At 54.9% G+C, this 25,645-nt stretch carries 22 protein-coding genes; 9 read left to right on the top strand and 13 right to left on the bottom strand.

Annotated features, from left to right (window positions below):
* Nucleotides 1-45 precede the first annotated feature (45 nt).
* On the top strand, nt 46-996 hold the full coding sequence (locus TH30_RS06500; protein WP_114097283.1) for a sugar kinase: 951 nt from the start codon (nt 46-48) through the stop codon (nt 994-996).
* On the opposite strand, the gene TH30_RS06495 is transcribed toward TH30_RS06500, so the two are convergent.
* Both TH30_RS06495 and TH30_RS06490 read right to left on the bottom strand, forming a co-directional pair.
* A complete protein-coding gene (locus TH30_RS06495) occupies nt 993-5,429 on the bottom strand; it encodes a translocation/assembly module TamB domain-containing protein (protein WP_114097282.1) in 4,437 nt (1,478 codons plus the stop codon). The two genes, TH30_RS06500 and TH30_RS06495, sit on opposite strands and share 4 nt — an antisense overlap.
* Nucleotides 5,426-7,438, bottom strand: coding sequence for an autotransporter assembly complex protein TamA (locus tag TH30_RS06490; RefSeq protein WP_258548639.1), 2,013 nt, complete (start codon nt 7,436-7,438; stop codon nt 5,426-5,428). The genes TH30_RS06495 and TH30_RS06490 overlap by 4 nt, the downstream gene beginning before the upstream one ends.
* Nucleotides 7,439-7,742: 304 nt before the next feature.
* On the opposite strand from TH30_RS06490, the gene TH30_RS06485 reads away from it, so the two are divergent.
* Complete coding sequence (locus tag TH30_RS06485) at nt 7,743-9,713, top strand: GNAT family N-acetyltransferase (RefSeq protein ID WP_114097281.1); 1,971 nt, start codon at nt 7,743-7,745, stop codon at nt 9,711-9,713.
* Between the two features lie 33 nt (nt 9,714-9,746).
* Here TH30_RS06485 and TH30_RS06480 read toward each other — a convergent pair whose 3' ends face one another.
* From TH30_RS06480 to TH30_RS06470, 3 genes are all read right to left on the bottom strand, one after another.
* Nucleotides 9,747-10,874, bottom strand: a complete 1,128-nt coding sequence (locus TH30_RS06480; protein ID WP_114097515.1) for a peptidase C39 family protein — start codon at nt 10,872-10,874, stop codon at nt 9,747-9,749.
* A 157-nt stretch (nt 10,875-11,031) separates the two neighbouring features.
* Nucleotides 11,032-11,445, bottom strand: a complete 414-nt coding sequence (locus TH30_RS06475; protein ID WP_114097280.1) for a protein tyrosine phosphatase family protein — start codon at nt 11,443-11,445, stop codon at nt 11,032-11,034.
* Nucleotides 11,446-11,600: 155 nt separating this feature from the next.
* Entirely contained in the window at nt 11,601-11,825 is a 225-nt protein-coding gene (locus TH30_RS06470) for a YgaP family membrane protein (RefSeq protein WP_114097279.1), read from the bottom strand.
* Between the two features lie 180 nt (nt 11,826-12,005).
* Between TH30_RS06470 and TH30_RS06465 the strand changes: the two genes are divergently transcribed.
* Nucleotides 12,006-12,725: a TenA family protein gene (locus TH30_RS06465; RefSeq protein ID WP_114097278.1), complete on the top strand. Its 720-nt coding sequence runs from the start codon at nt 12,006-12,008 to the stop codon at nt 12,723-12,725.
* The gene (locus TH30_RS06460; protein WP_114097277.1) at nt 12,722-13,204 is read left to right on the top strand and encodes a GNAT family N-acetyltransferase; all 483 of its coding nucleotides are present in this window, start codon (nt 12,722-12,724) and stop codon (nt 13,202-13,204) included. The genes TH30_RS06465 and TH30_RS06460 overlap by 4 nt, the downstream gene beginning before the upstream one ends.
* 53 nt (nt 13,205-13,257) lie before the next feature.
* Here the strand turns inward: TH30_RS06460 and pcaB are convergent, their stop codons facing one another.
* The 8 genes from pcaB to pcaD all read right to left on the bottom strand — a co-directional run bounded on the left by pcaB (nt 13,258) and on the right by pcaD (nt 20,234).
* Nucleotides 13,258-14,595, bottom strand: coding sequence for a 3-carboxy-cis,cis-muconate cycloisomerase (pcaB, locus tag TH30_RS06455; RefSeq protein WP_114097276.1), 1,338 nt, complete (start codon nt 14,593-14,595; stop codon nt 13,258-13,260).
* A 149-nt stretch (nt 14,596-14,744) separates the two neighbouring features.
* Nucleotides 14,745-15,950, bottom strand: a complete 1,206-nt coding sequence (gene pcaF / locus TH30_RS06450; RefSeq protein ID WP_114097275.1) for a 3-oxoadipyl-CoA thiolase — start codon at nt 15,948-15,950, stop codon at nt 14,745-14,747.
* A gap of 23 nt (nt 15,951-15,973) precedes the next feature.
* Nucleotides 15,974-16,747, bottom strand: a complete 774-nt coding sequence (locus tag TH30_RS06445) for a CoA-transferase subunit beta (protein ID WP_114097274.1) — start codon at nt 16,745-16,747, stop codon at nt 15,974-15,976.
* A gap of 14 nt (nt 16,748-16,761) precedes the next feature.
* Complete coding sequence (locus TH30_RS06440; RefSeq protein ID WP_114097273.1) at nt 16,762-17,616, bottom strand: CoA transferase subunit A; 855 nt, start codon at nt 17,614-17,616, stop codon at nt 16,762-16,764.
* 134 nt (nt 17,617-17,750) lie between these two features.
* Complete coding sequence (gene pcaG, locus TH30_RS06435; RefSeq protein WP_114097272.1) at nt 17,751-18,338, bottom strand: protocatechuate 3,4-dioxygenase subunit alpha; 588 nt, start codon at nt 18,336-18,338, stop codon at nt 17,751-17,753.
* A gap of 3 nt (nt 18,339-18,341) precedes the next feature.
* A complete protein-coding gene (gene pcaH, locus TH30_RS06430) occupies nt 18,342-19,043 on the bottom strand; it encodes a protocatechuate 3,4-dioxygenase subunit beta (protein ID WP_114097271.1) in 702 nt (233 codons plus the stop codon).
* Between the two features lie 5 nt (nt 19,044-19,048).
* On the bottom strand, nt 19,049-19,441 hold the full coding sequence (gene pcaC, locus TH30_RS06425; protein ID WP_114097270.1) for a 4-carboxymuconolactone decarboxylase: 393 nt from the start codon (nt 19,439-19,441) through the stop codon (nt 19,049-19,051).
* Nucleotides 19,434-20,234, bottom strand: a complete 801-nt coding sequence (gene pcaD / locus TH30_RS06420; RefSeq protein WP_114097269.1) for a 3-oxoadipate enol-lactonase — start codon at nt 20,232-20,234, stop codon at nt 19,434-19,436. The genes pcaC and pcaD overlap by 8 nt, the downstream gene beginning before the upstream one ends.
* Nucleotides 20,235-20,377: 143 nt before the next feature.
* On the opposite strand from pcaD, the gene pcaQ reads away from it, so the two are divergent.
* The 5 genes from pcaQ (at nt 20,378) to TH30_RS06395 (ending at nt 25,640) form a co-directional block, all read left to right on the top strand.
* A complete protein-coding gene (gene pcaQ / locus TH30_RS06415) occupies nt 20,378-21,319 on the top strand; it encodes a pca operon transcription factor PcaQ (RefSeq protein WP_114097268.1) in 942 nt (313 codons plus the stop codon).
* Nucleotides 21,320-21,548: 229 nt separating this feature from the next.
* On the top strand, nt 21,549-22,580 hold the full coding sequence (locus TH30_RS06410; protein WP_114097267.1) for a TRAP transporter substrate-binding protein: 1,032 nt from the start codon (nt 21,549-21,551) through the stop codon (nt 22,578-22,580).
* An 83-nt stretch (nt 22,581-22,663) separates the two neighbouring features.
* Nucleotides 22,664-23,161 (top strand): TRAP transporter small permease, encoded by a 498-nt coding sequence (locus TH30_RS06405; RefSeq protein WP_114097266.1) that lies wholly within the window; start codon nt 22,664-22,666, stop codon nt 23,159-23,161.
* Nucleotides 23,154-24,545: a TRAP transporter large permease gene (locus TH30_RS06400; protein WP_114097265.1), complete on the top strand. Its 1,392-nt coding sequence runs from the start codon at nt 23,154-23,156 to the stop codon at nt 24,543-24,545. The genes TH30_RS06405 and TH30_RS06400 overlap by 8 nt, the downstream gene beginning before the upstream one ends.
* 126 nt (nt 24,546-24,671) lie before the next feature.
* A complete protein-coding gene (locus tag TH30_RS06395) occupies nt 24,672-25,640 on the top strand; it encodes a helix-turn-helix domain-containing protein (protein WP_114097264.1) in 969 nt (322 codons plus the stop codon).
* Nucleotides 25,641-25,645 lie beyond the last annotated feature (5 nt).

The raw sequence follows: 25,645 nt of genomic DNA, 5'->3' as shown, positions 1-25,645 counted from the left end.
GCGCATTGTCACGGAATTATCTTACCCAAGTTCAAAGGTTACCCAATGCCCCACATCGCGTTTATCGGTGAATGTATGCTTGAGCTTTCCGGTGCGCAGCCCGGCACGGTTTTTGGTGCAGCAAAGCTTGGCTTTGCCGGGGATACCCTGAATGCCGCAACCTATATGGCACGTACCAGCCGTCTTCTTGACCCGGCCAGCATTAAATGCGCTTCCTATATCACCGCACTTGGCACCGACGCCTATAGCAACGCGATGATCGAAGCCTGGCAGTCCGACGGCATTGCCACAGATCTTGTTCGCCGGATCGATGGCGCTCTTCCCGGCCTTTATACCATCCAGACCGACGCAGACGGCGAGCGCAGTTTTTCCTACTGGCGTGATCAGGCCGCAGCAAAGCAGGTTCTTGGTGGCGGTCATGACGCACAAATCAGGGATTCTTTCGGGCGTTTTGACGGCTTTTACCTTTCGGGGATCAGTCTTGCGATCCTGTCGCCCGATGATCGCCAGAAAATGATCGCCCTTGTCGCCGATTACGCCAACAAGGGCGGCAAGGTCTATTTCGACACCAATCATCGTCCGCGTCTTTGGTCCGGCGATCAGACCGCGATGGACATTTATCGCGCCATTGCGCTGTTCTGTGACACTGTTCTTCCGACCTTTGATGATGATGCGGCCCTGTTTGGCGACAAATCCGCGCAGGAAACCGGGCAGCGCTGGCTTGAAGCCGGAGTGCGCGAAGTCATCGTCAAATCGGGGGGCGATCCGACCTATTGGTGCAACAAGGACGGCCAGTCCGGTTTCGTTACCCCGCCCGTCATCACCGAGATCGTCGATACAACATCGGCCGGTGATTCCTTTAACGGGGCGTTTCTGGCCGCACGTTCGCATGGCCAAAGTGTCGAAGGGGCCATCAGCATTGCCCAGAAAGTAGCCGGCCGGGTGATCTGCCGTCACGGAGCACTGGTTGATATCAGCGATCTGGAACTCGGTTAGTAATCCAGCCGATACTGCACACCGGCCTTGCTGTCGATCTCGGTGCTTTCACTGGTCACGCTGATATTCGGCGTGACCTCGATTTCGACTTCGACCCCGCTTGATCCCGGTGTTGCCCCGGCCTTGGTACCGACATAGACGCCCTCGCTCAGGTATTTGCCAACCTTGACCTCGGGCCCGTCTTCGCCACCACCAACCTGAAGCACGTCAGCCCCGATAAAACGGCGCACACTGCCAACCACATCAAGACCACTGCCGCCGCCGGACAATTCATTAAGCGCACTCGCCAGCTGCACGGCTTCGACAGCACTCAGACTGCCTTGTGATTTGCCAAACAGGACCTGCGACAGAATTTCATCCTCGGGCAAGGACGGATTGGATGACAGGACCAGTTCAGGATCGCTTGCCGGTCCCTGGAAGCCCGCGGAAACTTCAAGATCGGTTGTCGTGTAGATACCCTTGATATCAAGCATCGGATCAGGCGGCGAGCCCCCGGCAAAGGTGATTTTGGAATCCTTGATCACAAAGGTTTTGCCAATGATATCAAGCTGCCCGCGAAGCGCAGACAACTGCCCGACAATCCGGGGATCGTCGGTCGTCCCTGAAATTTCAAGTGACCCGCCCCACTCGGAATCAAGCCCCTTGCCGCGTACAAACAATCGTCCGGGGATATCGACCGTAACATCCAGATTACCGACAAAACCGGTATCCTTGTCGGCGGCCTTGCGGGCCTTTTCCTTTTCCGCTTCGTCAGGAAGGTTCGAAATCTCGATCGTCGGAACGGATTCTGGCAATGCCAGTGACAGATCAACCTCGCCACGCTGAACGGCAACGGTACTTTTGATATCGGCACCGTTCTGATTGCCATTGACCTTGGTATCGACATCCGCCCAGAACCGCAATTCATCGACCCGCGACAAGGCAAAATTACGCAGCTTGGTGGTCACCTCATAGGCGACCTCACCGCCATCCTTCATTTTCAGATCAACCGACGCATCAAGACTGCCATTCCCGCCATCCGTTGCCGTGATCGACGGGATCGAAAGCCCGTTCTGATCAAATTCTCCCTTAAGGGCCAGTTGATCAAGGATCGTGCCATAGACCAGATTTTCATAATGGCCATCCGAAAGATCCAGATTGCCATTCCAGCCGATATCATCAAGCGTTCCGGCAACATCAAGCTCAAGCCTGATCTTGCCCGAAACCTGATGGTCCGGTGCCGGGACATAGGGCCAGAATTCGGCGATCTGGCCATTCATGCGAACGCTGGCCGATACAGGCGCCGAAAGATCGGGACTGAAATTCTGTTCCAGGACCGAAATCGCAAGCGGCACCGTACCCTTTGCTGACAGCGCCTCGATATCCGAATTGGCGAGATTTGCCGTACCTTTCAGAATGCCCTTGGTCAGATCAATATCGAGTGCCATCTCAAATGGTTCGAGATCCTTGACCGCCTTGGCAGTAATACCTGTGATCCGCCCTTTGACCTGTACGGCTGGCAAGGTTCCCCTGCTTTCACGCAAGTTTGCCGACAGGTTGGCTGTCCCGCTTAGTCCGTCATACCCGGCAATGCGACCCCATGGGGCAAGATCGACACCGTCAAGCGACACATCACCCTTGATCGATTTCTGACCGGCTTCCTGTGTCATGCGTGCAACAAGCTGCCCGGACCCGACCGCAAGATCGACGTCAAGTTTCTGTTGCCCGTTTGCGGCCATGACGAATTGCAACGGACGACGCAGGGTGACTGCCTGATCACTGACATCGAAATCAAATTTCCGTGCTGTCACACTGATGTCCGGGCCAAGAGCGATATCTGCGACAAGGTCGGCTGATATCGGGACATTTCCCTGATAAAGACCGCTGGTATTTAAAACGATATCAAGCGCTTCCAGCCCGCCTTTTACGTCCAGCGATATGTCATCAATTGCGACTGGCGAAAAGACGATATCGCGTCCTTCAAGCTTGGCTGTGATATCCGGGGCGGCGAAGGCATCGCGAACCGTGGCATCAAGTTCGACATCCTCGATCATCGACGGGTTGCCATCACTTTCCACAATCATGCGAAGCCCCATTGCAAGTGCGGAAACTGTGACTGTCTGACGTTCGCCATCGGGAGTAAATCCAAGATCGGCTGTCACAGTGCCATTGGCAAAGGGCACACCGAAATCACCAAGCAATTCGGCATCAAGATTTTCGAGCACAATGTTGCCCTGGATCGGTGTGGCATAATCGGGCAGCATCAGATCACCGCGCAGCACCAAATAATCGCCACGCAATGAAATCCCTTCAACCCTCAGACCGTCATCAGGCAGTCCCACATTTGCCGCAAGTTCATAACCATGTTTGCCAAGAGTAAACGCACCGCGATTAAGCAGCGACAATACCGCCTGATCCGACCATTCCATCCGGGTTGAGAGTGCAACCTTGTCAAAGCGTTGCCCACCGGCCTCGACGCTTGGCACCACAAGTTCTATCTGGCCCGGCGGCGCTGATATATCGCCATCCAGCCGCACGGAAAGCTTTGCCGGTGCGATTGAAACACCTATTTCTGGCGGGACAGTTCCGGGGGCAACATCAAGATCACCAACTACGGCAAGACGTTCAAATTCTTCGGTAATATCGACCCTGACCGGTCCCTTGACCGTCGCGGTCTCGACCGATGCCAGATCAACTGTCAGATCAAGATTTGGCATCAGCGCGACCTGACCGGTGATCGTTGGGGATGGTCCGACAATCCGGTCAAGATCGGCAATGCCAAATCCGGTTTCGGTTGTTGATATTGCCAGATCGCTTTTTAATCCGGCTTCTGTCGACCACGACATGTTGCCAAGCGTGACCTGCCCCTGCCCGCTCAGATCAAGTCCGGAAATCGGGGCAAAGATCGAAAGATCGGCAACATCACCGGTCAGCTTGGCTGTCGTGATGGCAAAGGCACCATCAAGTTCGGCATCACCATGCAGCTTCATTTGGGGTGCTGAAACCAGCATATCCCGCAGCGCCACACTGGAAAAATCAGACGATATCAACGCATTAAGGGACAACTCCTGACCCGTGCCAAGAAACGCCGCAAGATCTGTATCCTGCCAGTCACTTCCCGATGTCGATGCCATAAGACTTGCCGTGATCGCATCATCATTTTCGGGTTCGGGCATATCGGCGCGCACTGTCACATTCGCAATGGTAGAGACCGGTGTTGTGACATCGCGCCCGTCAATCGTGACCTCAACCCCTGGCATGGCAAGATCACCCTTGGCAGAAACACCAAGATCAAGCTGCCCCCATGTCACCGCGTCATCAACAAGTGCGGACAATGCCGGATCGATCTTGCCATCAAGCTTGGCCGCCACAGTGCTTTCTGCCAGATCAAGATCAGCCGTGGCCGAAATCGCCACCGCATCCGCCATCGCAACCGAAACACGATCAAATGACAGGCGCTGATGATCAGCATCAAACGCCCCGCCAATGCCAAGATCGATTTTCTTGCGCAACTGCTCTGGCAACTGATCAGAGATACGATCAAATGTCTCAAGACCACCATCAAGTGTGAAAGCCAGAATATCAGATGAAAGCTGAACACCGATGTCAGCTGACAGTGCGCCATAGCCATCTGCCCCGACATCAAGTGTTCCCCGCCAGTCATTCGCCGGACCATTCCCGGCAAGCTTGATATCGATATCGGTGGCTACATCGGGCGCCACCCCGGCAAGGGTCATGACAAGGCCTTCTCGCCCAAGCGCGCCATCGATTTTCGCAGCCAGTCGCTGATCCGGTCCATCGAAATCCAGATCAACATCAAACCGGTCAGACCCGTCATCCAGCGGGTGCAAATCAATCTTCGCCGTTGCCGAAAGATTGGTTCCAACCGCTGCCTTGGCATTAAGCCCATACAGAAACTCTTTGCCTGACAGCGGATCAATCAGCGCTATCTCGCGAAGCGCGACGGCGTCGATTGCAACGGCAAGCGGAAGAGAAAGACCGCTTTCTGAATCAGATGTCTCTTCCTCGACCTCTTCCAGGCCTGTCGTATTTGGCAGAACAACCTTTGCACTTTGAAGTCCAAGATGATTGACCTTTAATGTCCCGCCCAACAAGGCCAGTGGCGACCAGTCAAAATCAGCCGATCCCAGTTCAAGATGAAAACCATCGCCCGCCCGGTCCATCAAAAGACGATCAAGCGTCAGACCAGTCCAAAGACTTCCTTCTATGCGGCCAATCTCAAAGGTGCTGTCCGTTGCGGTCGATACCGTTTCATTGATCATCGGGGTAAGCGCACGCAGAACCGGGCCGGTTCCGGCAATCGTCACAATACCGGTAACGCCAAGCACGGCACCGCCCAGACCATAGGCAGCATAACGCCCCCATCTTGATGCAGAACGGGAACGTCTTGTTTTCTGTGATGCCTTGCTGGACGGTTGTTCAGCCCCGGTCAAAATGCCTGCCCCAAACTGATATAAAGCTGGAAATCGTCATCGACATTGTCACGTTTATCAAGCGGCAGGGCCACATCAAAACGCAGCGGCCCGACCGCCGTGTAATAGCGGAAACCAAGCCCCGCTGCCCACAGTAACGAGATGTCTTCGGGTTCGCTTCGGGCATAGACATTGCCGCCTTCAACAAACGGGACGATGCCAAATGATTCCGTTACCCGTGCACGAAATTCAAATCCGACTTCCAGAACAGACCGCCCGCCAAGAGGATCGTGATCATCATCAAGCGGTCCGACCTTTTGATATTCATAGCCACGGATCGATCCACCGCCACCAGAATAATAACGTTTGTTGGACGGCAGGCTGCCGCGTTCTTCACCAATGATCGTCCCGGTGCGCGCGCGCGCGGCAAACACATAATCGCCGTCTTTATCAACTGACAGATATTGCGAACCGGCAAGCGAGACCGAGGTAAATCCCGTATCCTGATCCGTCAGTCCCATATAAGGCGACACGTTGATTTCAAAGCGCGTGCCTTTGGTCGGATCAAGCGGATTATCGGTGTTGTCGTGACGCAAAATACCGCGCAGACCCGCCAGATAGAATTCCTCATTCGGGGAGTCAGATCCGGTCAGATCGGAATATTCCGCTGTCACACCAAGGCTCGCTGACCAGTTTTCACCAAGTGGCCGTTCGATACCGACAAAACTGTCAATCGTTGAGCCCTTATAGGCATCCGTGTCGTTGTTCTTGGCATGGGCATCTGCAACAAAGGATTGCTTGCGTTCCAGGAATTGCGGCTTTTTGAATTCCGCACTGACACCCTGCTCAAGACTTGAGACATCCATCCCCAACCGCAACCTTTCACCCGCACCAAACAGGTTGCGATGTTCCCAGAAAGCATTGCCACCGGGACCTTCGGCAGTCGAGAAATCAAGCCCGCCACCGATCGAGCGCATTTTGCGTTCAACCACATTGATCTCGACAGGGATTTCACCATTTTCACCAACCGGACCGGCAACCTTTACAATCACACTGTCAAACAGGTTGGTCTGCGCCAGATCGCGTCGTGTGGTTCTGACCTCTTCGGGGCTGTATTGCTCGCCCGGATCCCAACTGCGATATCCGGCGATAAAGTCCTGATCAACCTGTTCGGCACCATTGACCGTGACCGCACCGAAATTGGCCGCGGGACCGGTTTCAAAGGCATATTTGATCGAAATGGTTTTCCGGGCGGTATCGGCCATCACGGTCCGCTTGGTCGATTTCACCAGCGGATATCCCTGATCCTTCAGAACATCCACACCATATTGCTCGGCAAGGATAATCGGCTGTGCCGTTGCACGTTGTCCGATCTGCAGGCGGGTTCTGACCAGTTCCTCGTCGGTGGCCGGACGTTCGATGGTTTCATCGGGACGCACAATCACCAGATCAACCGATGAAATCAGATATGGCGCACCTGTATCGATATTATAGGTCAGAACAAGCGGCGTCGGCGTGTCTGCCGGTGAAACAGCATCTTCGGATGCGGCACCGTTCGCGGTATCGCTTGTTGCATCTCCTGCATCTGCATTTTCCGATAGCTCGGTGTTTTCGTTGCCAGATTGCGGGACAACGGGCTTTTCCTGAATATCGAAGGTGATCTGGCCGTCATAAAAACCGTTTGAGCGCAGAACCGCCTGAAAACGTTCAATATCGTCCTCGGCCCGGCGTTGCAGACCTGCCCGTGACGCTGTCGGGCGCGATTGCAGGCGACGTGCCGTGCTTACGGCCTCAAGGGCGGAAAGCAGATCGCTTTCCTGCGCGTCAATCCCGACCAGTTCGACCTCATAGGGGATGGTTGATCGCAGATCGCCCTGCTCCACCGCATCCTCATTTCCAAAACCGAACCCCAGCCCCCCTGATCCTTCATCAGATGAACATGCACCCAAAATCGTTCCCGCCAGCAAAAGCGGAACAATTGCCCGATACCGTCCAAGTGATGCCAGATTGCGGGGATTGTGCCTGTTCAAGAATATCTTGTCCTTTGTGCTTCATGCCCGGTCGACTGATGCAGGTTCCACCAGCCCGATCCATTTTATATCCGACGCTCATGGCAGGGCTTCGTGCAAGCGGAATTATTGTTATTTTCAAAACTGCTATCACGAAATACCATATTTTTATTCATCTTACAGGTCGAGTGTCACCTATGCCAATTCCCATGAAAAAATGGCATGGCTGTGAACAATAAACGCACTTGTGAGCTTTTTGGTTTGAGCGTACCGGGAGTTGAGCGCACCATATGCGTCACACCCCACATTGCAGGAGGTCCATCTCGTGGCTTCAACCCAGACCAATACCGTCATTATTCGCAATGCTGTACGCGCCGACCTTGACGGGCTTTGCGCCCTTGAGCAGGCAAATTTTGAAACTGACCTGATTTCGCGCCCATCCTTTTCCCGTTTCCTGCGTCAGGCAACCGCACGCCTTTTGGTCGCGGATGCCGGGGATGCCGACAAACCGGCAATCGTCGGTTACGGAATGTTGCTGTTGCGCGCCAACACGGTCACGGCACGTATCTATTCACTGGCGATTGCACAGCAATGGCGTGGCAAGGGTCTGGGCACGCAACTTCTGGCCGGTCTTGAGAATCTGGCGATGGATGCCGGCTGCCTGCGCATGCGACTGGAAGTCCGCGTAAAGAACGATACAGCACGCAATCTTTATGAACGGCACGGCTATCAGAAAATTGCAGATCTTCCGGGCTATTACGAAGATGGCGGCGATGGCATTCGCCTTGAACATGCACTTTATAACGGGCAGACCGATGTCACCCCGGCGGTTGCCACCGGTGCACCGCTGATTCTGGTGGATCGACTGTCCGATCAGCGTTTTGCGGTTTCGGGTGCGCGTGTGATGCGGGTGCGTGATTATCTGGCCCTTGATCACGGAGTACGCAACCGCCGTGTGATCAACCTGTGCCAGTCTTATGAATATCTGTCGCGCGGCTATTATTGCAGCCTTCTGGCCGCGGCCCGCGCCGAACGCGTGATCCCCGAGGCAGATGTTCTTCTTGACCTTAACTGGAAACGTCTTCAGAAAACCGCCCGTTCCGAACTGAGCCCGCAGATCATTGACGCCCTTGCCAAATCGGGGCACGGCCCGGAGCAAGCCCCGGACCATATTGATGTCTATTTCGGACGCACCGCCGACAAACGGTTCCGCCAGATCGCCGAACGGGCCTTTGATCAGTTCCGTTGCCCGATCCTGCGCCTGCATCTGAACCGGCAGGATCGCAAGATTTTGCGCGAAATCGAAGCCCCGTCACTTGGCCAACTTGATGACAGCAACCTTGCCGAGTTTGAGGCAGCGCTTCGGGCCTATCTGCGCGGGCGCGTGCGCAAACAGGGCAACGTCACTCCGCCAACGGCACTGGTTGCGATCCTGCATGACCCGGACGAGGTTTTGCCGCCGTCTGACAAGGAAGCCTTGGCAAATTTTGTTCAGGCTGCATCTGATCTTGGTGCCAAGGCCGAACTGATCACGGCCAAGGATTTCCATCATTTGTCGGAATTTGATGCCCTTCTGATCCGTGAAACCACTGCCCTTGATCACCATACCTATCGCTTTGCCAAACGTGCGGTAAAGGAAGGCATTCCGGTGATCGACGATCCGGACTCGATGCTGCGTTGTACCAACAAGGTCTATCTGGCCGAATTGCTGCGCACACACCGTATTCCGGCCCCGAAAAGTGCGATCTTTGACAAACGCCGTATTACCGAAATCGCTCAGCAATTCAGCTTCCCGTCGGTTCTTAAGGTGCCGGACGGATGCTTCTCGCGCGGGGTGCGCAAGGTAAAATCACCCGAGCATCTGAATGAAGTTGCGACCGAGATGTTCAAGAACTCGGAACTTCTGGTCATTCAGGAATATGTCGAAACGACCTTTGACTGGCGCATTGGTGTTCTGGGCGGCGAACCGATCTTTGCCAGCCGCTATTTCATGGCGCCGGGCCACTGGCAGATCGTCAAGCATGAAGACGATGGCAAAAGCTTTGAGGAAGGCGGATTTGAAACAGTCGCTGTTGAAGACGCGCCAGCAGATATCGTTTCAACCGCCCTTGCCGCAGCGCGCCTGATGGGTGACGGGCTTTATGGTGTCGATGTCAAGGAAACCCCGCATGGTCCGATGGTCATCGAGGTCAATGACAACCCCAATATCGATGCCGGGGTCGAGGATGTGGTACTGGGCATGGACCTTTACCGCCGCATCATCGCCCATCTTCTGGGCAAGATCGCACGACCGTAATCCGGTCAACACACCAACGAAAAAGGCCGGGTTTTACCCGGCCTTTTTGTAAATGAACACGGCGGCCTGAAGCTTGTCACGCCCATATCGCGCCATCAGGTCGAACTCGTGACGCAGGATCGGGACAGACAGACAGTCACTGCCCGTGAACGGTTCGTGATCTTCGCCGATATCCGGATCGCTGACATAGACAAAGCGGTCATCAAACCCCGACACCACCACCCAATGCGGGATCTTGTCGCCGTAAATCCGGTACTGACTGATCAGAACCAGTGCCATTTTTCCTTTTTTGGCACGTTCCTCGATCTCGGCGACGCCAAAGGGTCCGGTCATCACGGGGATACCCATATCCTGGGCCTGACGGGCAAAATCATAATGCACCAGTTCGACCACTTCGCGGTTCTTGGGTTTGCGTACGGTGTCGACAAAAAGCGGACCATCGCGGCTGCTTAGAACCTCGACATCAAAGCCGCGCCGGTTGGCCGCAAGAGCAAGACCAAGCGGCCCGCATCCGCCATGGCCCGAGGTCATGAAAATAGTGGTGGCTTCGCGCCACAGAGCAATTTCAAGATTGCGATCAAGTTCAAGCGACGGATCAAGTGCATTCATCGCCATCATCAAAGCCGCCGGACCACAGGTAAATGGCAGGGTCTGGTGATAGAAATGAATGGGCGATGGCAGGGAAAGTGCATTGGGCACAAGGACCTTTTCCATGCGCAAAGCATCGCTATGATCCGGGTAATAATCCGGATAAAGGGCAAATTCCCGATATCCGGCAGCCCGGAATAGCGAAATCGCCCTCGCATTTTTCTGACTGACTTCAAGACGCAGGATCGGAGCCCCGAAATCAAGACTGAGGTCTTCGGCCCGGGTGACCAGTTGCCTGCCGATACCCTGCCCTCGCATATCGGGCAAGACCGCCATTGAATAAAGACGCGCCAAAGCCACATTGCGCCGGAAAATAACCAGTACATATCCGACAACACCGCCGTTCTTGCAGGCAACCATCAGGCGCGCGGTTTCGCTTCCGACAAAGCGTTTGAACGCACGACGGTTCAGGAGGTCTATATCAAAGGACTGGTTTTCAATATCGCACAGCGCATCAATATCGCCGGGCACCGCCAATCGAAACTCTATCGTGGCGTCTTCGCGCGTCTTCAAATTCACATCCACACCAGAAAATCAGACATACGGATCACATACCGTCATGTCATATCGCCACGATTTGCAAAAAATCGATAGTGCAATTTTGGCAGGCGTGCCGCGCGATTATGCGATGGGGCATGATCAACCCCACCGCATCAATTCATCCCAAATTCTAGGCGCGCGCAGCAATACGCGGCAAAAGTGGCGACATGTCATAACCGGCATCAGACGCCGACTTGATAATGTCCTGAACCGGAAGTGCCCCGGCATTGGCCAGCGACCACAGGATCGTGCAACGTGTCCCCGTACGGCAATAGGCAAAAATCGGCTTGGCCGCATCGGCAAGATTGGCAGCAAAGGCATCGGCATCGGCATCCGTGACATTGCCGCTCACGACCGGCTGGAAAATCGCCTTTATACCTGCGGCTTCGGCCTTGGCAGAAATTTCGGCAAAGGATGGCTGCCCCGGATCTTCATCATCCGGGCGGTTACAGATAATGGTTTTGTATCCGGCCTTGGCAATCTCGTCGATTGCTTCAAGGGGCAATTGCGGGGATACCGTCAGATCGTCGCTCAGGCGTTTCATTTTTCTGTTCCGTTATTCATTGCCGGTGGCGTTATCACATTATGCCCTGTCAAACAGGACAAACGTCACACACCGTAACTGTTACGGATGTCACTATAACGCGCTGTTGCCAACAGCTCGAACAGAAATTGCTGCGCGGGATTACTGAACGGCTCCTACTTCGAAAGCGGGCAGGTCCGCAAACCGAAAATCATATAAAGCGGGCAGAAACGGAATGCGGCCGTCACCAGCAAGACGACACCAGCTGCGATCATGACCCAGCCATAAACACCAAATGCAATTGCACCTTCTGCGGGATTGGCCATCAGGAACGGCAAAGCAAGCAAAATGACACCAGCACAGGCACGCAACAGGCGATCGACGGTTCCGACATTTGCCATGACATCCTCCAAGGATGATTGAGAAGAACTGCCTATACCATTACATTCTTATTTGTTGTTTTACATTGACAAGCATCAATCACGTCACAGATGTCCGGGCAAATTATTGGGTTCTTGCCCTTGCCACAATCGCGTGTAAAAAGAAGAAAAATCAAAGATATCAGGAAACGCGCCGTGACCATGAACAACACCCAACCAGTTCCCGATTTCCCGGTCTGGAAACAGTCACATCCCGATGGGGTCTTTTCCGACTGGCTGAAGGCATCCGTTGCCAAAGACTGGCACCGTGTGACCCATCATCCCTTTACCGATGCGTGGGGAAAGGCGGCAGTTCCAAAACGCAATCTTGAAAACTACCTTATTCAGGACCATCGTTTTATCGACCGGTTTGTCGCACTTTTGGCCGCCGCCGTTTCGCGTGCCCCGACATTAAAGGACCGCATTCCGGGCTGTCAGTTTCTTGCCCTTGTGACCGGGGCGGAAAATACCTATTTCGAACGATCCTTTGTGGCACTTGGCGTCAGCGAGACGGCACGTGAAGACCAGCCGGACTGGCCTGTTACGGCAGATTTCAAGCAATTGATGGCCGATGCCACCAACAGCAACCGGTATGCCGATATGCTTGCGGTTCTTGCCGTTGCCGAGGGCACCTATCTGGGCTGGGCGGACCGGGTCAATCGCGGGCTTGAAACGCGCCCCACGGATTTCTGGTATTCCGAATGGCTTGATCTGCATGTCGGTGCGTATTTTGAAAGTGTTGTTGCCTATCTCAATGATCAGCTTGATCAGGTTGGCCCCACACTTTCAAATGATGAACGCCAGAGCTGCCTGTCCTGTTTCAAACGTGCCACGGAACTTGAAGTTCAGTTCTTTGACGCTGCATGGGATCAAGATGCATGATCACGATACGTCCTTTTCGCGATGAAGATGCCGCGATGATGTCCGAGATTTATCGTCGCGCTGTCAAAAAGCTTGGCCCCAAAGGATATGGCCCAGAACAGGTCGCCGTCTGGGCCAGTTTGCAACCCACCCCGGCGCGGTTTGCCGAAGTGATGAATGACGGGCGTTATTGCCTTGTTGCGGTCAATGACAGCGATCAGGTCGTCGCATTTGGCGATATCGAACGCGACGGGCATATCGGTTTTTTGTATGCCGCACCCGATGTTGCCGGAACCGGTGTCGTGGCACAGCTGTATGCCGCCCTTGAGGCCGAGGCCAGAAAACAGGATATCGGCAAGCTTTATTCAGAAGCCAGCGAGCTTGCCAAATCCTTCCTGCTCAAACAGGGATTTTCGGTGGTGGAACGCCGCGACTTTGAAGTCAATGGCGTCCCCATCCACAACTATGCCGTTGAAAAGCGACTGCGCGCACCGCGCTAGACATAGCCACAAAATCAAAAAGGCTGCCCCGGGGCAGCCTTTTTCATGTCTGTTTATTCCCGAAATCCGCGCTTTGCCGCCCCTAGAACCCGATCAATAAACAGGTCGGACTGCCCGACATAATTGGCCGGACTGCGCACATGTGCCCAATCAACCGGCGCATCGGTCAGACCGGGTAATTCGTCAAACAGGTTTGATCCGTTTGCCGCTGATTTGGCAATCGCTTCCTTGACCAGCTTGTCCGCAGCATCCCGACCAAGATGATCGGCAAGGGCAAATGTCGCGGCCTCGGCCAGCATGGCACCGCGCGACAGTTCAAGGTTTTCAGTCATGCGGTTGGTGTTGATTTTAAGGTCCGGCACCATATCAACCGCCTGCGCCAGTGCCGTCCCCGCCGCAATAATGATCTGCGGCAAGGTCAGCCATTCCAGAAGCCAGCTTGACCCGCACCGTTCATGGTCATGCAATTGCGACTGGCTGAAAACGCCAAGCTGCCCGGCATTGAAACGTGCCAGAGTCACCAGCATTTCGGCCTGCACCGGGTTGGATTTATGGGGCATGGTTGACGACCCGCCGCCCTTGCCCGGCTGCACTTCGGCAATTTCCGACTGAGCCAGCAAAACAAGGTCCTGCCCCATCTTGCCAAGCGCACCGGTTAACGCTGTTAACTGACTGGCAAAATCAACCAGCACATCGCGCTGCGCATGCCAGGGCATATCGGCAACCGGAAGATCAAGTTCCTCGGCAAGGTTGCTTTCAACATCGATGGCCTTTGCCCCGATAGAGGCAAGCGTTCCCGCCGCCCCGCCAAAGGACAGGCGCAGCAAATCCGAAGACAGGCTTTCAATCCGGCGATCAATACGCGCCAAAGGCGCAAGCCACCCTGCGGCCTTAAGGCCAAAGGTCGTTGGTACCGCCTGCTGGGATCGGGTACGCCCGATCATCACTGTTGCCCGATGCGCATCCGCATGTGCGCCAAGGGACTTTGCCAGTTTGCGGATACGCCGACGAATGATGCCAATGGCCTCGCGCAGACGCAAAACAAGGGCGGTATCCACCACATCCTGACTGGTTGCCCCGAAATGTGCGAACCGCGCATCTTCGCCACCAATTTCGGCTTTCAATGCCTTGACCAATGCCGGCACCGGCACACCTGCACTTGCTGTCCCTGCCGCAAGCGATGCCGGATCGGGATTGAAGTCCCGACACACTTCGGCAATGCGGACCGCACTTTGTTCAGGAATGACGCCTGCGCGCGCCTCGGCGGCGGCAAGAGCAGATTCAACCAGAAGCATCGAGGCAATCTGTGCCTTGTCATCAAACAGGGCCGCAATTTCCGGGTCGGAAAACAGATCCCCAAGCAGGGCGGAATCAAAAGGCGAAATGGTCATCAGGGGTAATCCACCGGGTTAAACAGGTGTAAAATCAGATCGATAGTGTCGCGCTGCCAACCTGTTTGGTCAATAACGCAAAAAAGAAGCCCCTGCCCGACAAGCGGCACAGGGGCATCTTTCAAAAGATCGGCAAAACGCCCGCAGCCTCAGACAGCTTCAAGTGCGATCGCAATACCCTGACCGACACCGATGCACATGGTTGCCAGTGCGTATTTGCCACCGGTACGCTTCAGCTGAAGGGCCGCGGTACCGGCAATACGTGCACCCGACATGCCCAGAGGATGGCCAAGGGCAATCGCACCACCATTCGGGTTCACGCGTGCATCATCATCGGCAATGCCAAGATCGCGAAGGGTCGCAAGACCCTGCGATGCAAATGCTTCGTTCAGTTCGATCACATCAAGCTGTTCAGTGGTCCAGCCCAGACGTGCCAGAAGCTTTTTCGAAGCCGGTGCCGGGCCAAAGCCCATGATACGCGGGGCAACACCCGCGGTCGCACCGCCAACAACCTTGGCAATCGGTTTCAGACCATATTTTTTGACTGCGGCTTCGGACGCGATGATCAGGGCAGCCGCCCCGTCATTGACACCCGATGCGTTACCGGCCGTGACCGAACCGCCTTCGCGGAACGGGGTCGGCAGTTTGGCAAGGGTTTCAATCGTGGTGCCTGCGCGCGGATGTTCGTCTTTATCCACGACAACCGGATCGCCTTTGCGCTGGGGAATGGTGACCGGGGTGATTTCCTGTGCCAGGGTTCCGTTCTGCTGGGCAGCAACGGCTTTTTCCTGCGAACGCACAGCAAAGGCATCCTGATCAGCACGCGAAACGCTGAAATCCTCGGCAACGTTTTCGCCGGTTTCAGGCATGGAATCCACGCCATACTGTTTCTTCATCACCGGGTTGACGAAGCGCCAGCCAATGGTGGTGTCATAGATTTCCGCATTGCGCGAGAATGCCGAGGTTGCCTTGGGCATCACGAACGGCGCACGTGACATGCTTTCAACACCACCGGCAATCATCAGATCTGCTTCACCGGCCTTGATCGCGCGTGCGGCAATGATGATTGCATCCATGCCCGAACCGCACAGACGGTTGACCGTGGTGCCGGTCACGGTTTCCGGAAGACCTGCCAGAAGCGAAGACATACGCGCAACGTTACGGTTGTCCTCACCGGCCTGGTTGGCACAGCCAAAAATGACGTCGTCAACAGCGGCAAAATCCAGACCCGGATTACGGTCAACCAGCGCCTTGAGCGGCACGGCACCAAGATCGTCGGCACGTACCTGTGACAGGCTGCCACCAAAGCGGCCAATCGGGGTACGGATGTAATCGCAAATATATGCGTCAGCCATTTCTAAGATCCTTGTTAATGCTCTTACTGCTGGCCCGCATGGGCCTTGGCGGTACGAGCATGCAGTTCACGCAGAACCTGCAATTCTTTTTCGGTCGGGATCGCAGTTTCCGCGACTTTGTCGGCAAACTCAACTGTCCAGCCGGTATTTTCGATGATTTCTTCGCGGGTTACGCCCGGATGGATCGAGGTCACAACGAACTGCTTACCAACCGGGTGCGGTTCCATGATGCAAAGATCCGTGATCAAACGCGACGGACCCTTGGTATCCACGCCATAGGATGCGCGGTCATCGCCACCCTTGCCATGACCAAGCGAGGTCACGAAATCGATCTTTTCAACAAAACCACGCTTGCTTTGTTTCATCACAAGGAAGACTTCGCCACAGCTGGTTGCGATTTCCGGCGCACCGCCACCGCCCGGAAGACGGACTTTGGGGTTGTCGTAATCACCAATCACGGTGGTGTTGATGTTACCAAACTTGTCAAGCTGGGCGGCACCAAGGAAACCAACCGAAATCTTGCCGCCCTGCAGCCAGTAACGGAACATTTCCGGCACCGGAACCGTGTTCAAAGCCGTTTCGCAAAGTTCGCCATCACCAATCGACAGCGGCAGGACATCGGGCTTGGTGCCAATCGTGCCACTTTCATAAATCAGGGTGATGTCAGGGGCGTGGGTCAGACGGGCCAGATTGCAGGCCGCAGATGGCATTCCGATACCAACAAAGCACACATCGTCGTTTTTCAGCGCGCGTGCAGCGGATACCGTCATCATTTCAGTCGGGGTATATTCAACCATGATCTTTTCTCCGCTTAGCCTTTGTTTGCTTCACGCTTGGCCGCGAAATCTTCGGGACCGCCATTCATGACATGTTCTTCGATCCATGCGAGGAACGCTTCGCGATCACGCGCAATCGGATCCCATGCCTTGTAAAACGCGTTGTCGCGCTTGTAGTAGCCTTGGGCGTAGGACGGATGCGCCCCACCCGGGATTTCAACAATCGCGGTCACTGCCCAGTTCGGCAGCATCACAGCATTCGACGAAATATCACCGAAATCATCAACGATCTCTTCGACTGTCACGATGGATTTCTTGGCTGCCAGAACGGCTTCTTTCTGAACACCGACAATACCTTCAAACAGGACATCGCCCTTTTTGTTGGCTTTCTGAGCGTGGACCACAGTCACATCCGGACGGATCGACGGCACCGCCGCAAGGCTTTCGCCGGTGAACGGGCATTTGATGAATTTGATATTCGGGTTCACACGCGGCAGTTCTGCCCCGCGATAGCCCTTGAACACTGCACAGGGCAGACCAGCCGCACCGGCGTCATAGGCATTGGCCATGGCCGCGTGGGAGTGTTCTTCGATCTCAAGCTTGTGCGGCCAGTGTTCCTGAACGGCTTCGCGCAGACGATGCAGCGAACCGACACCAGGGTTCCCACCCCAGGAGAAGACAAGCTTCTTGGCACAGCCCGCACCAATCAGCTGATCATAGATCATATCGGGCGTCATACGGATCAGGGTCAGGTCCTTGATGCCCTGACGGATGATCTCGTGTCCGGCAGCGTGCGGAATAAGATGGGTGAAGCCTTCCATCGAGATGGTATCGCCATCCTTAACGCAGGACGCGACTGCCTCTTTAAGCGACATGAAACGTGCAACCACGGCTAACTCCTGTGGTATCTAACCAAAACAGAACAAACGCAGGGCCTTGCCCCTTTGCGTTGGAAAATTGGGTCGATGGCTGCGACCGCCGGCTTTCCCCAAAGCAGCGGACGCAGCCATCGCGCCAGATCGACTTACACGTCGAAGAACACGGTTTCCGCGTCCCCCTGCATGTGGATATCGATCTGGTATTCAATCCCGGTCGAGGTTTCGACACGCTTGGCAATCAGGGTGTCGCGACGATCTGCGGGAACCGACTGCAAGACAGGGTCTTTTGCATTCAGCTCAGCTTCATCGTCGAAATAGAACCGGGTAAAGGCATGAACCAGCATGCCTCGCATGAAAACGATCACATTGACGAACGGTGCTTCGGCATCGGCAACGACACCGGGCTTTACCGTGTCAAACCAGAAACGGTTTTTGGCATCCGTTCCCGTGCCGCAACGGCCAAGACCACGGAAACCGGTATCCGCAACATCAATCGGCTTTTCACTGTAATTGCCATCGGCATCGGCCTGCCAGATTTCGATCATCGCGTCATTGACCGGTGCGCCATTGGCATCAAACACCGTGCCGGTGATGCGGATATGCTCGCCCTTGGCGTCCTGGCCGGCAACAACCGGATCGGCAATATCGGTAAAGTCGTAACCATACTGGCCTGCTGTCAGACCATAGGCGAAATACGGACCAACCGTCTGTGAGGGGGTTTCACCATATGACATGACTTAATTCTCCATCGGGGTGCCGTTGCGTCCACGCAGGACAATGTCGAACTGATAACCAAGGGCAAAGCCCTCCTCGGTCCTGTCGATCGAGAATTTGGCAATCAGGCGTTCGCGGGCGCGCGCATCTTCGGTGCCAAGGAAGATCGGGTCGAGTTCAAGCAACGGGTCACCCGGGAAATACATCTGGGTGACAAGACGCGTGGCGAAGCCCGGCCCGAACAGCGACAGGTGAATATGGTTCGGGCGCCATGCGTTGAAATGGTTCCCCCACGGATAGGCACCCGGCTTGATGGTATAGAATTTGTAGTTACCGTCTTCATCGGTAAAGCAGCGGCCCGAACCACGGAAGTTCGGATCAAGCGGCGCGTCGTGCTGGTCAACCTTGTGGACATAACGACCAGCAGCATTGGCCTGCCAGATTTCGACAAGAATGTTGGATTGAGGACGGCCATCGGTGTCCATGACACGACCATGCACAACAATGCGTTCGCCCTGCGGTTCGCCATTGACGACACCATTTCTGGTCAGATCGAAGTCAAGCTCGCGCACGGCCGCCGGGGCGAAGCGCGGACCGGTGCCTTCAGTCAGGCCCGACTTGATGGCGAGCGGAGAACGGGACGGACCACGCAGGATGGTCGATTTATATTCCGGTGCGATTAACGGGGCGTGGGATCCCCAATCACGCGGTTTAAAGGTGGACATGTGGCTTACTCTCCCTTGGATGCCGCGTCGATCTCGGCATAGGTTTGTTTGGCAATGCGGAATGCCGTATTGGCGGCGGGAACGCCGGCATAAACCGCAACATGCATCAGTACTTCACGGATGTCTTCGCGCGTCGCCCCGGTATTGAGGGTCGCACGGATATGCATGGCGAGTTCTTCCTCATGACCAAGACCTGCAAGCAGGGCAATGGTTACAATCGAACGTTCGCGCTTGGTGAATTGGTCACTTGTCCAGACACCGTTCCAGACATTCTCGGTGATGTAGCGCTGAAAGCCCTCGTCGATTTCGGTGATGTTTTTCGATGCACGATCCACATGTGCATCGCCCAAAACGGATCGGCGGGTTTTCATGCCAATGTCATACCGGCTCTCAGACAAGGTTCTTCTCCTTGGTAAATCGGTCGATCAACCGGGTCAGCAATTCCGGGGTTTCAATGCATGGCAAATGCCCGACCCCGTCTATCAGTTCAAATTCGGCATCGGGGATCATGGTTGCCATTTCGCGCACCACATCGGGCGGCGTCGCGAGATCGGCCGATCCACAAATACATAATGTCGGAACGGCAATTTTGCCTGCGGCCTCGCGCAGGTCCCCGTCGCGCAATGCGACACAGGTACCGATGTAGCCAGCCTCGGTTGTGCGCACCAGCATGTCGCGATACATCGCGGTTTCCAGCGGGTGTTCCTTGCGGAAGGTCGGCGACAGCCAGCGTTCGATGATTGCATCGCCCAGAACTTCGATCCCGTCGGCCTTGATGGCTTCGATCCGGGTGTTCCAGCCATTATAATCGCCAAGTTTGGGGGCTGTATCACACAGGATCAGGCCGCGAATACGTTCGGGCTGCAATTGGGTCACTTTCTGGGCGATCAGACCGCCAACAGACAGACCACAAATGATCACTTCACCCAGACCAAGGTAATCAAGCAATCCGATCAGGTCATTCGCATGCAGCGAAATATCATATTCCGCGTCACCAATGCCCGAAAGACCGTGACCGCGTTTGTCATAGGTAACGATGTTGAACCGTTCCGAAAGAACACTGACCACGTCATCCCAGATGCGCAAATCGGTTCCAAGCGAGTTCGAAAACACCAGTACAGGCGCGTTTTTCGGCCCTGACTGACTGTAATGGATATGTGTCCCGTTGACCGGGGCAACTTGAAGACTCATGTCATTTCCACCCTGCTTATTTGCGCACAATTTCGCAGACGGATTTGGTTATGTAAAATGAGGAATTGCGTATTTTGCATAACTATATAATTATGCATAGGCATCTGATAACATTATTCTACAATGACCTGACGTAGGCACACATGCTCGACCAACGCATCAAATTCAGACATTTGACCTGTTTTCTCGAAGTGGCCCGTCAGCGAAGCGTCGTCAAGGCTGCCGATACGCTGGCCATTACCCAGCCTGCTGTTTCCAAGACCATCCGCGAGCTCGAGGAACATCTTGATGCCCGTTTGTTTGACCGCTCAAAGCGCGGCGTAACCCTGACCGATTTTGGCAAGGTGTTCCTGCGCTATGCCGGGGCCAGTGTCACAGCCCTTCGTCAGGGTGTCGACAGCATCAGCCAGGTCCGCATGCAAGGCGGACTTTCAATCAACCTTGGTGTCCTGCCAACAGTTGCAGCAAGCGTTATGCCCAATGCCATCCGACGGTTCAAGTCACTGAGCCCCGACACCACGGTCAAGGTGGTTACCGGTCCGAACATGATGCTGATGGGGCAGTTGCGTGTTGGAGAGCTTGATCTTGTGGTCGGACGTCTGGCCGAACCCGATCAAATGTCGGGTCTTTCATTCATACATTTATATTCGGAACATATTTCGCTGGTGGCGCGACCCGGCCACCCGCTGCTAACCGATGAAAATCCCGACATCACGCGCATCCGCGAATTTACGGTTCTTGTACCGCCAAAACAGGCGATCATTCACCCGACCGTTGACAAGATGCTGATTGCGCACGGGATTGGCGCTCTTCCCGACCGGATTGAAACAGTTTCAACTTCGTTCGGGCGCGCCTTCACGCGTGAAACCGATGCCATCTGGATCATTTCAAACGGGGCCGTTGCATCAGACATCGCCGAGGGCCACCTTGTTGAATTACCGATTGATACAAGTGACACCTTCGGGCCGGTCGGACTGACGACCCGGATTGACTCGCCGATTTCGCCGCCGGTCGAGATGCTGATCAACGCTGTCCGCGAAGAAGCGACACAACATCACACAACCCATTCGAGCTCTGAAACATAATCGTTTGGTTATGTAAATTTGCGGACATATCATTATACATAACCAGCTGCTGCCTATTAGATTGGTTCCAATCCGGTATGGCAGGAATGCGTCAAACGCAGGCCATTCTCAAAAAATAACAATAAAAACAATAATTAAGTTTCTTGGAAAACTTCGCACGCTAGATGCGCATCGTGGCTGAGACGCTTGTCGGTATCATTACCGCGACAAGACGTTCAAAGGAGGAAGAATGAAACACATCACCAAATTGCTGGCGGGTGCAGCTGTTGCGACCATGGTGTCGTTCGGCGCTCACGCGCAGGAAGTCACCCTGACCGTTCACCATTTCCTGGGTCCGAAAGCACCGGCTCAGTCGAAGATGATCGAACCCTGGGCAAAGAAAATCGAAGAAGAGTCAAACGGCCGTATCAAGTTTGAAATCTTCCCGTCCATGTCGCTTGGCGGCAACCCGCCGGAACTGTATCGCCAGGTCCGTGACGGCGTTGCTGACATCGTCTGGACGCTTCCGGGTTATACCCCGGGCGTTTTCCCGCGCATCGAAGTTTTTGAACTTCCGGGTGTTCACCTTGGTGACGCACGCGCAACCAACCTTGCGATGTGGGACCTGAAGGACCAATTCGCCGAAGACCTTAAAGATATCCACCCGCTGGCCGTTCACGTCCATGCTGGTCAGGCTATCCACCTGACGGAAAAAGAAGTCCGCACCGTTGACGATGTCAAAGGTCTGAAACTGCGTACTCCGACCCGCACCGGTTCCTGGGTAATTGAATCCTGGGGCGCAGAGCCGGTCGGCATGCCGGTCCCGGCCCTGCCGCAGGCATTGTCGCTTGGCGTTGTTGACGGTGGTCTGGTTCCGTTCGAAGTTGTGCCGCCGCTGAAACTGGCTGAACTGATTTCCTTCTCTGTTGAAGGCGAAGGCGCAAATTCGCGCTTCGGCACCTCGACCTTCCTGTTTGCTATGAACAAGGATCGTTACGAAAGCCTTCCGGACGATCTCAAGGAAATCATCGACCGTAACTCTGGCCGTGATTTTGCAGCCGAGATTGGCGATATCTTCAACAATGTTGAGGAAGTCGGCAAGAAGATGATCAACGAGGGCAAAGGCCAGGTTGTTCAGCTGACCGCTGCCGAGAAAGCAACCTTCGATGATGCGGCTGCATCTGTTGTTGATCGCTGGATCGAAGAATCCAAGTCCAACGGCATTGATGGCGCAAAACTCGTCGAAGACGCCAAAGCAGCCGTTCTGACCCATACCAAGTAACTTCGCCAAGTTACTGGAAAATCTTGTGGGGTCACGTATCATATTGACGCGTGACCCTCTTTTTCCCGCTAAAAGTTAGACATATGAAAAACGTGCTCTACAAGGCTGCATCATGGTTTGCCGTTGCCGGTGGCCTGCTTGCCCTGCTGATTGCCGTTGTAACGATTGTCAACGTTACCGCCTTTGGTCTGGACAAGATCGCCCGGCTGTTTGACGCAAACTTCCCCGCCATTATCGGCTATGAAGATTTCGTCAGCATGATTGTCAGCTCGGCTGCCCTGATGTTCTTCCCCTACTGCCAGGCACATCACGGTCACGTTGCCGTCGACGTGTTCATCAAAATGTTCCCGGACTGGTTTGCCCGCGCAGTTAGCGTGCTTTCGGGCATCCTCATGACCGGCTTGGCGCTGTTCCTTGGCTATATGATGGTCAATGGCCTGATCGAGGTTCGTGGCGACAACACCCTTTCCGCAATTCTGGGCTGGCCGATCTGGCCGTTCTATGTGCCGGGCATCATCTCGATGTTCCTGTGGGCCGCGATTGCCGGAAGTCAGATTTTCGAAAGAGAGGCCGATGTCTGAGCGCGAATTGATTGGCCTTGGTGGCCTTGCTGTTCTCTTTTTCGTTCTGGCTTTGCGTGTTCCGGTCGGCCTCGCCATGGTTGGTGTTGGTATCGGCGGCAACTATGTGCTGAGCCTGTTTTTCCCGTTCCTGCGGTTTGATCCCTACCTGCAGCAGTTCAAATCCCTGCTCTACGGGATTGTGTCGAACTATGAACTGTCTGTCGTACCGCTGTTCGTCCTGATGGGGTATCTGGCAAGTCAGGCCAACCTGTCACGCGATCTGTTCCAGGGTGTGAACGCCATTCTCGGTCGTTTCCGGGGTGGTGTTGCCATGGCCGCAATCGGTGCCTGTGCCGGTTTTGGTGCGGTCTGCGGATCGTCGCTGGCAACAGCTTCGACCATGGGCAAGGTTGCCCTGCCTGAACTGGACCGGTTGAAATATTCGCCGCGTCTGGCAACTGGCACACTGGCCGCAGGCGGTACGCTTGGCATTCTGATCCCGCCATCGGTCGCACTTGTGATTTACGCCGTCACGGTGGAAGCATCGATCATTCAGATGTTCCAGGCTGCGATCATTCCGGGTCTGATTGCCGTTGTATTCTTTATGGCTGTTATTGCCATTCAGGTGCGCATCAATCCGTCACTGGCCCCGAAACCCGAACCGATGCCCGCCGCAGAACGCAAGGAAGCCCTTCTGCGTCTGATCCCGGTCATGGTGATTTTCGGATCAATCATTCTGGGCCTTGGGGCTGGCCTGTTCACGCCAACCCCGGCGGCCGGTGTGGGTGTGTTCGCGATCCTGGTATACGGTGCCTATATGCGGTTTCGCGGCAGAGGCGGTCTGTCATGGGCCGGTCTGCGCCAGTCGCTTAAGGATACGGCGATTACGTCTTCGATGATCTTCTTCATCCTGCTGGGCGCAGAAGTCCTCAAGGGCTTTTTCAGCCGTGCAAACCTTCCGGCCTATATGGCAGAAGCAGCTGCGACCAGTGGCCTTGATCCATGGCTGATCATGGTTCTGATGCTGATGGCGCTGATTCTGCTGGGCTGCTTCATGGAAAGTCTTTCCATGATCGTGGTTGTGATCCCGTTCTTCTGGCCTGCCCTTGTTGATATCAATGGTGGCGACTGGGCAACCGCAGCTACCGCAGCCTATGGCATGGGGACCGAGGACCTTAAAATCTGGTTCGGTATTCTTGCACTGATTGTCGTGGAGCTGGGGCTGATAACCCCGCCGGTCGGACTGAACGTGTTCATCATCAATGCACTCGCCAAGGGTGTCCCGATGAGCCAGACCTTCCGGGGCGTGATGCCGTTCTTTGGTGCCGAGATCATTCGTATTCTGCTTCTGATCTTTGTGCCGATCCTGACACTGTTTGTGCCGTCGATACTGGGCGGATAGACACCGGATAACAGATCATCAAAGCCCGCCATTGAACTGTGGCGGGCTTTTCTTTTGCCTGCTTTTGATCGCGCATAAAACCGGCTAGACTTCAGGACATCCCGATTGAGCTGCTTCAGGAACCCCATGCGCAACAGCATTCCGATTTACAAACTGTATGGCGAACGCGATGCCAACCGTCCGCAAACGGAGCTGGACGGGTTTGACCGGGATCTGTCCGATGGGTCTGATGGGCCGGAAGTCAGCGAACAGCAACCGATCACCGAACCGGAATTCTTTCATCTTGAAAGCATCCCCGAACGATCCCGCCTGCATGATCTTCATATCAAACCGCACCGCCATACCAACCTGTTCCAGTTGCTTTACATCACCAACGGCACGGCAAAAATCAGCTTTGATGACCAGAACCTGACAATGCAGGCCGGTCAGCTGATCACGGTTCCGCCGGGCACGGTGCATGGCTTTAAGTTCAGCGATGATATTGATGGCTGGGTGATTTCACTGACCGATCATCATCTTCAGGAAATTCTGGCCCCGGCCCCGAAACTGCTTGCCCGGCTTGATCAGACGATCTGTGTGGACAGCAATTTGCCCCCCGATCAGCCCCGGCCATCGGGACCGGTAGATTTCCTGATATCCCAGCTGGTGCGGGAATATTACAGCCACAATACCGGGCGGCTTTTTGCGCTTCGTCATCTTCTTGGATTGCTGTTGCTTGATGTCGGACGCTCTGCCCCGCAAGGCGATCCCGCCCATCTGTCCCGGCAGGAACAGAAAACCGCCAAATTCCGCAAATTCCAGATGCTGGTCGAACGGTTTTACAAGCATCACAAATCGCTTGAATTCTATGCCCGCGAGATTGGTATCACCACCACCCAGCTGAACCGGATCGCCAAGGATATCTATGGCATGACCGCAAGCGAGGTTCTGCAAAACCGCCTGATGCTGGAGGCCAAACGCACCCTGATCTATACCGACATCGCCGTTCAACAGATCGCCGATGAACTTGGCTTTCGCGATGCAGGGTATTTTTCACGCTTCTTTGCAAAAAAGGCGGGCATTCCGCCCGCCCAATTCAGATCAGATCACCGATAGGCGGA

It is taken from the genome of Thalassospira profundimaris, assembly GCF_003326795.1.
In the GTDB taxonomy this organism is placed as follows: domain Bacteria; phylum Pseudomonadota; class Alphaproteobacteria; order Rhodospirillales; family Thalassospiraceae; genus Thalassospira; species Thalassospira profundimaris_C.
This window is presented reverse-complemented; position numbering and strand designations above follow the sequence as displayed.

What these genes read in the sequence shown, in the direction of transcription:
- TH30_RS06500 (WP_114097283.1), top strand. Translation starts at nt 46, where the DNA reads ATGCCCCACATCGCGTTTATCGGTGAATGTATGCTTGAGCTTTCCGGT.
- TH30_RS06475 (WP_114097280.1), bottom strand. Translation starts at nt 11,445, where the DNA reads ATGAAACGCCTGAGCGACGATCTGACGGTATCCCCGCAATTGCCCCTT.
- TH30_RS06470 (WP_114097279.1), bottom strand. Translation starts at nt 11,825, where the DNA reads ATGGCAAATGTCGGAACCGTCGATCGCCTGTTGCGTGCCTGTGCTGGT.
- TH30_RS06465 (WP_114097278.1), top strand. Translation starts at nt 12,006, where the DNA reads ATGAACAACACCCAACCAGTTCCCGATTTCCCGGTCTGGAAACAGTCA.
- TH30_RS06460 (WP_114097277.1), top strand. Translation starts at nt 12,722, where the DNA reads ATGATCACGATACGTCCTTTTCGCGATGAAGATGCCGCGATGATGTCC.
- pcaB (WP_114097276.1), bottom strand. Translation starts at nt 14,595, where the DNA reads ATGACCATTTCGCCTTTTGATTCCGCCCTGCTTGGGGATCTGTTTTCC.
- pcaF (WP_114097275.1), bottom strand. Translation starts at nt 15,950, where the DNA reads ATGGCTGACGCATATATTTGCGATTACATCCGTACCCCGATTGGCCGC.
- TH30_RS06445 (WP_114097274.1), bottom strand. Translation starts at nt 16,747, where the DNA reads ATGGTTGAATATACCCCGACTGAAATGATGACGGTATCCGCTGCACGC.
- pcaG (WP_114097272.1), bottom strand. Translation starts at nt 18,338, where the DNA reads ATGTCATATGGTGAAACCCCCTCACAGACGGTTGGTCCGTATTTCGCC.
- pcaH (WP_114097271.1), bottom strand. Translation starts at nt 19,043, where the DNA reads ATGTCCACCTTTAAACCGCGTGATTGGGGATCCCACGCCCCGTTAATC.
- pcaD (WP_114097269.1), bottom strand. Translation starts at nt 20,234, where the DNA reads ATGAGTCTTCAAGTTGCCCCGGTCAACGGGACACATATCCATTACAGT.
- pcaQ (WP_114097268.1), top strand. Translation starts at nt 20,378, where the DNA reads ATGCTCGACCAACGCATCAAATTCAGACATTTGACCTGTTTTCTCGAA.
- TH30_RS06410 (WP_114097267.1), top strand. Translation starts at nt 21,549, where the DNA reads ATGAAACACATCACCAAATTGCTGGCGGGTGCAGCTGTTGCGACCATG.
- TH30_RS06405 (WP_114097266.1), top strand. Translation starts at nt 22,664, where the DNA reads ATGAAAAACGTGCTCTACAAGGCTGCATCATGGTTTGCCGTTGCCGGT.
- TH30_RS06400 (WP_114097265.1), top strand. Translation starts at nt 23,154, where the DNA reads ATGTCTGAGCGCGAATTGATTGGCCTTGGTGGCCTTGCTGTTCTCTTT.
- TH30_RS06395 (WP_114097264.1), top strand. Translation starts at nt 24,672, where the DNA reads ATGCGCAACAGCATTCCGATTTACAAACTGTATGGCGAACGCGATGCC.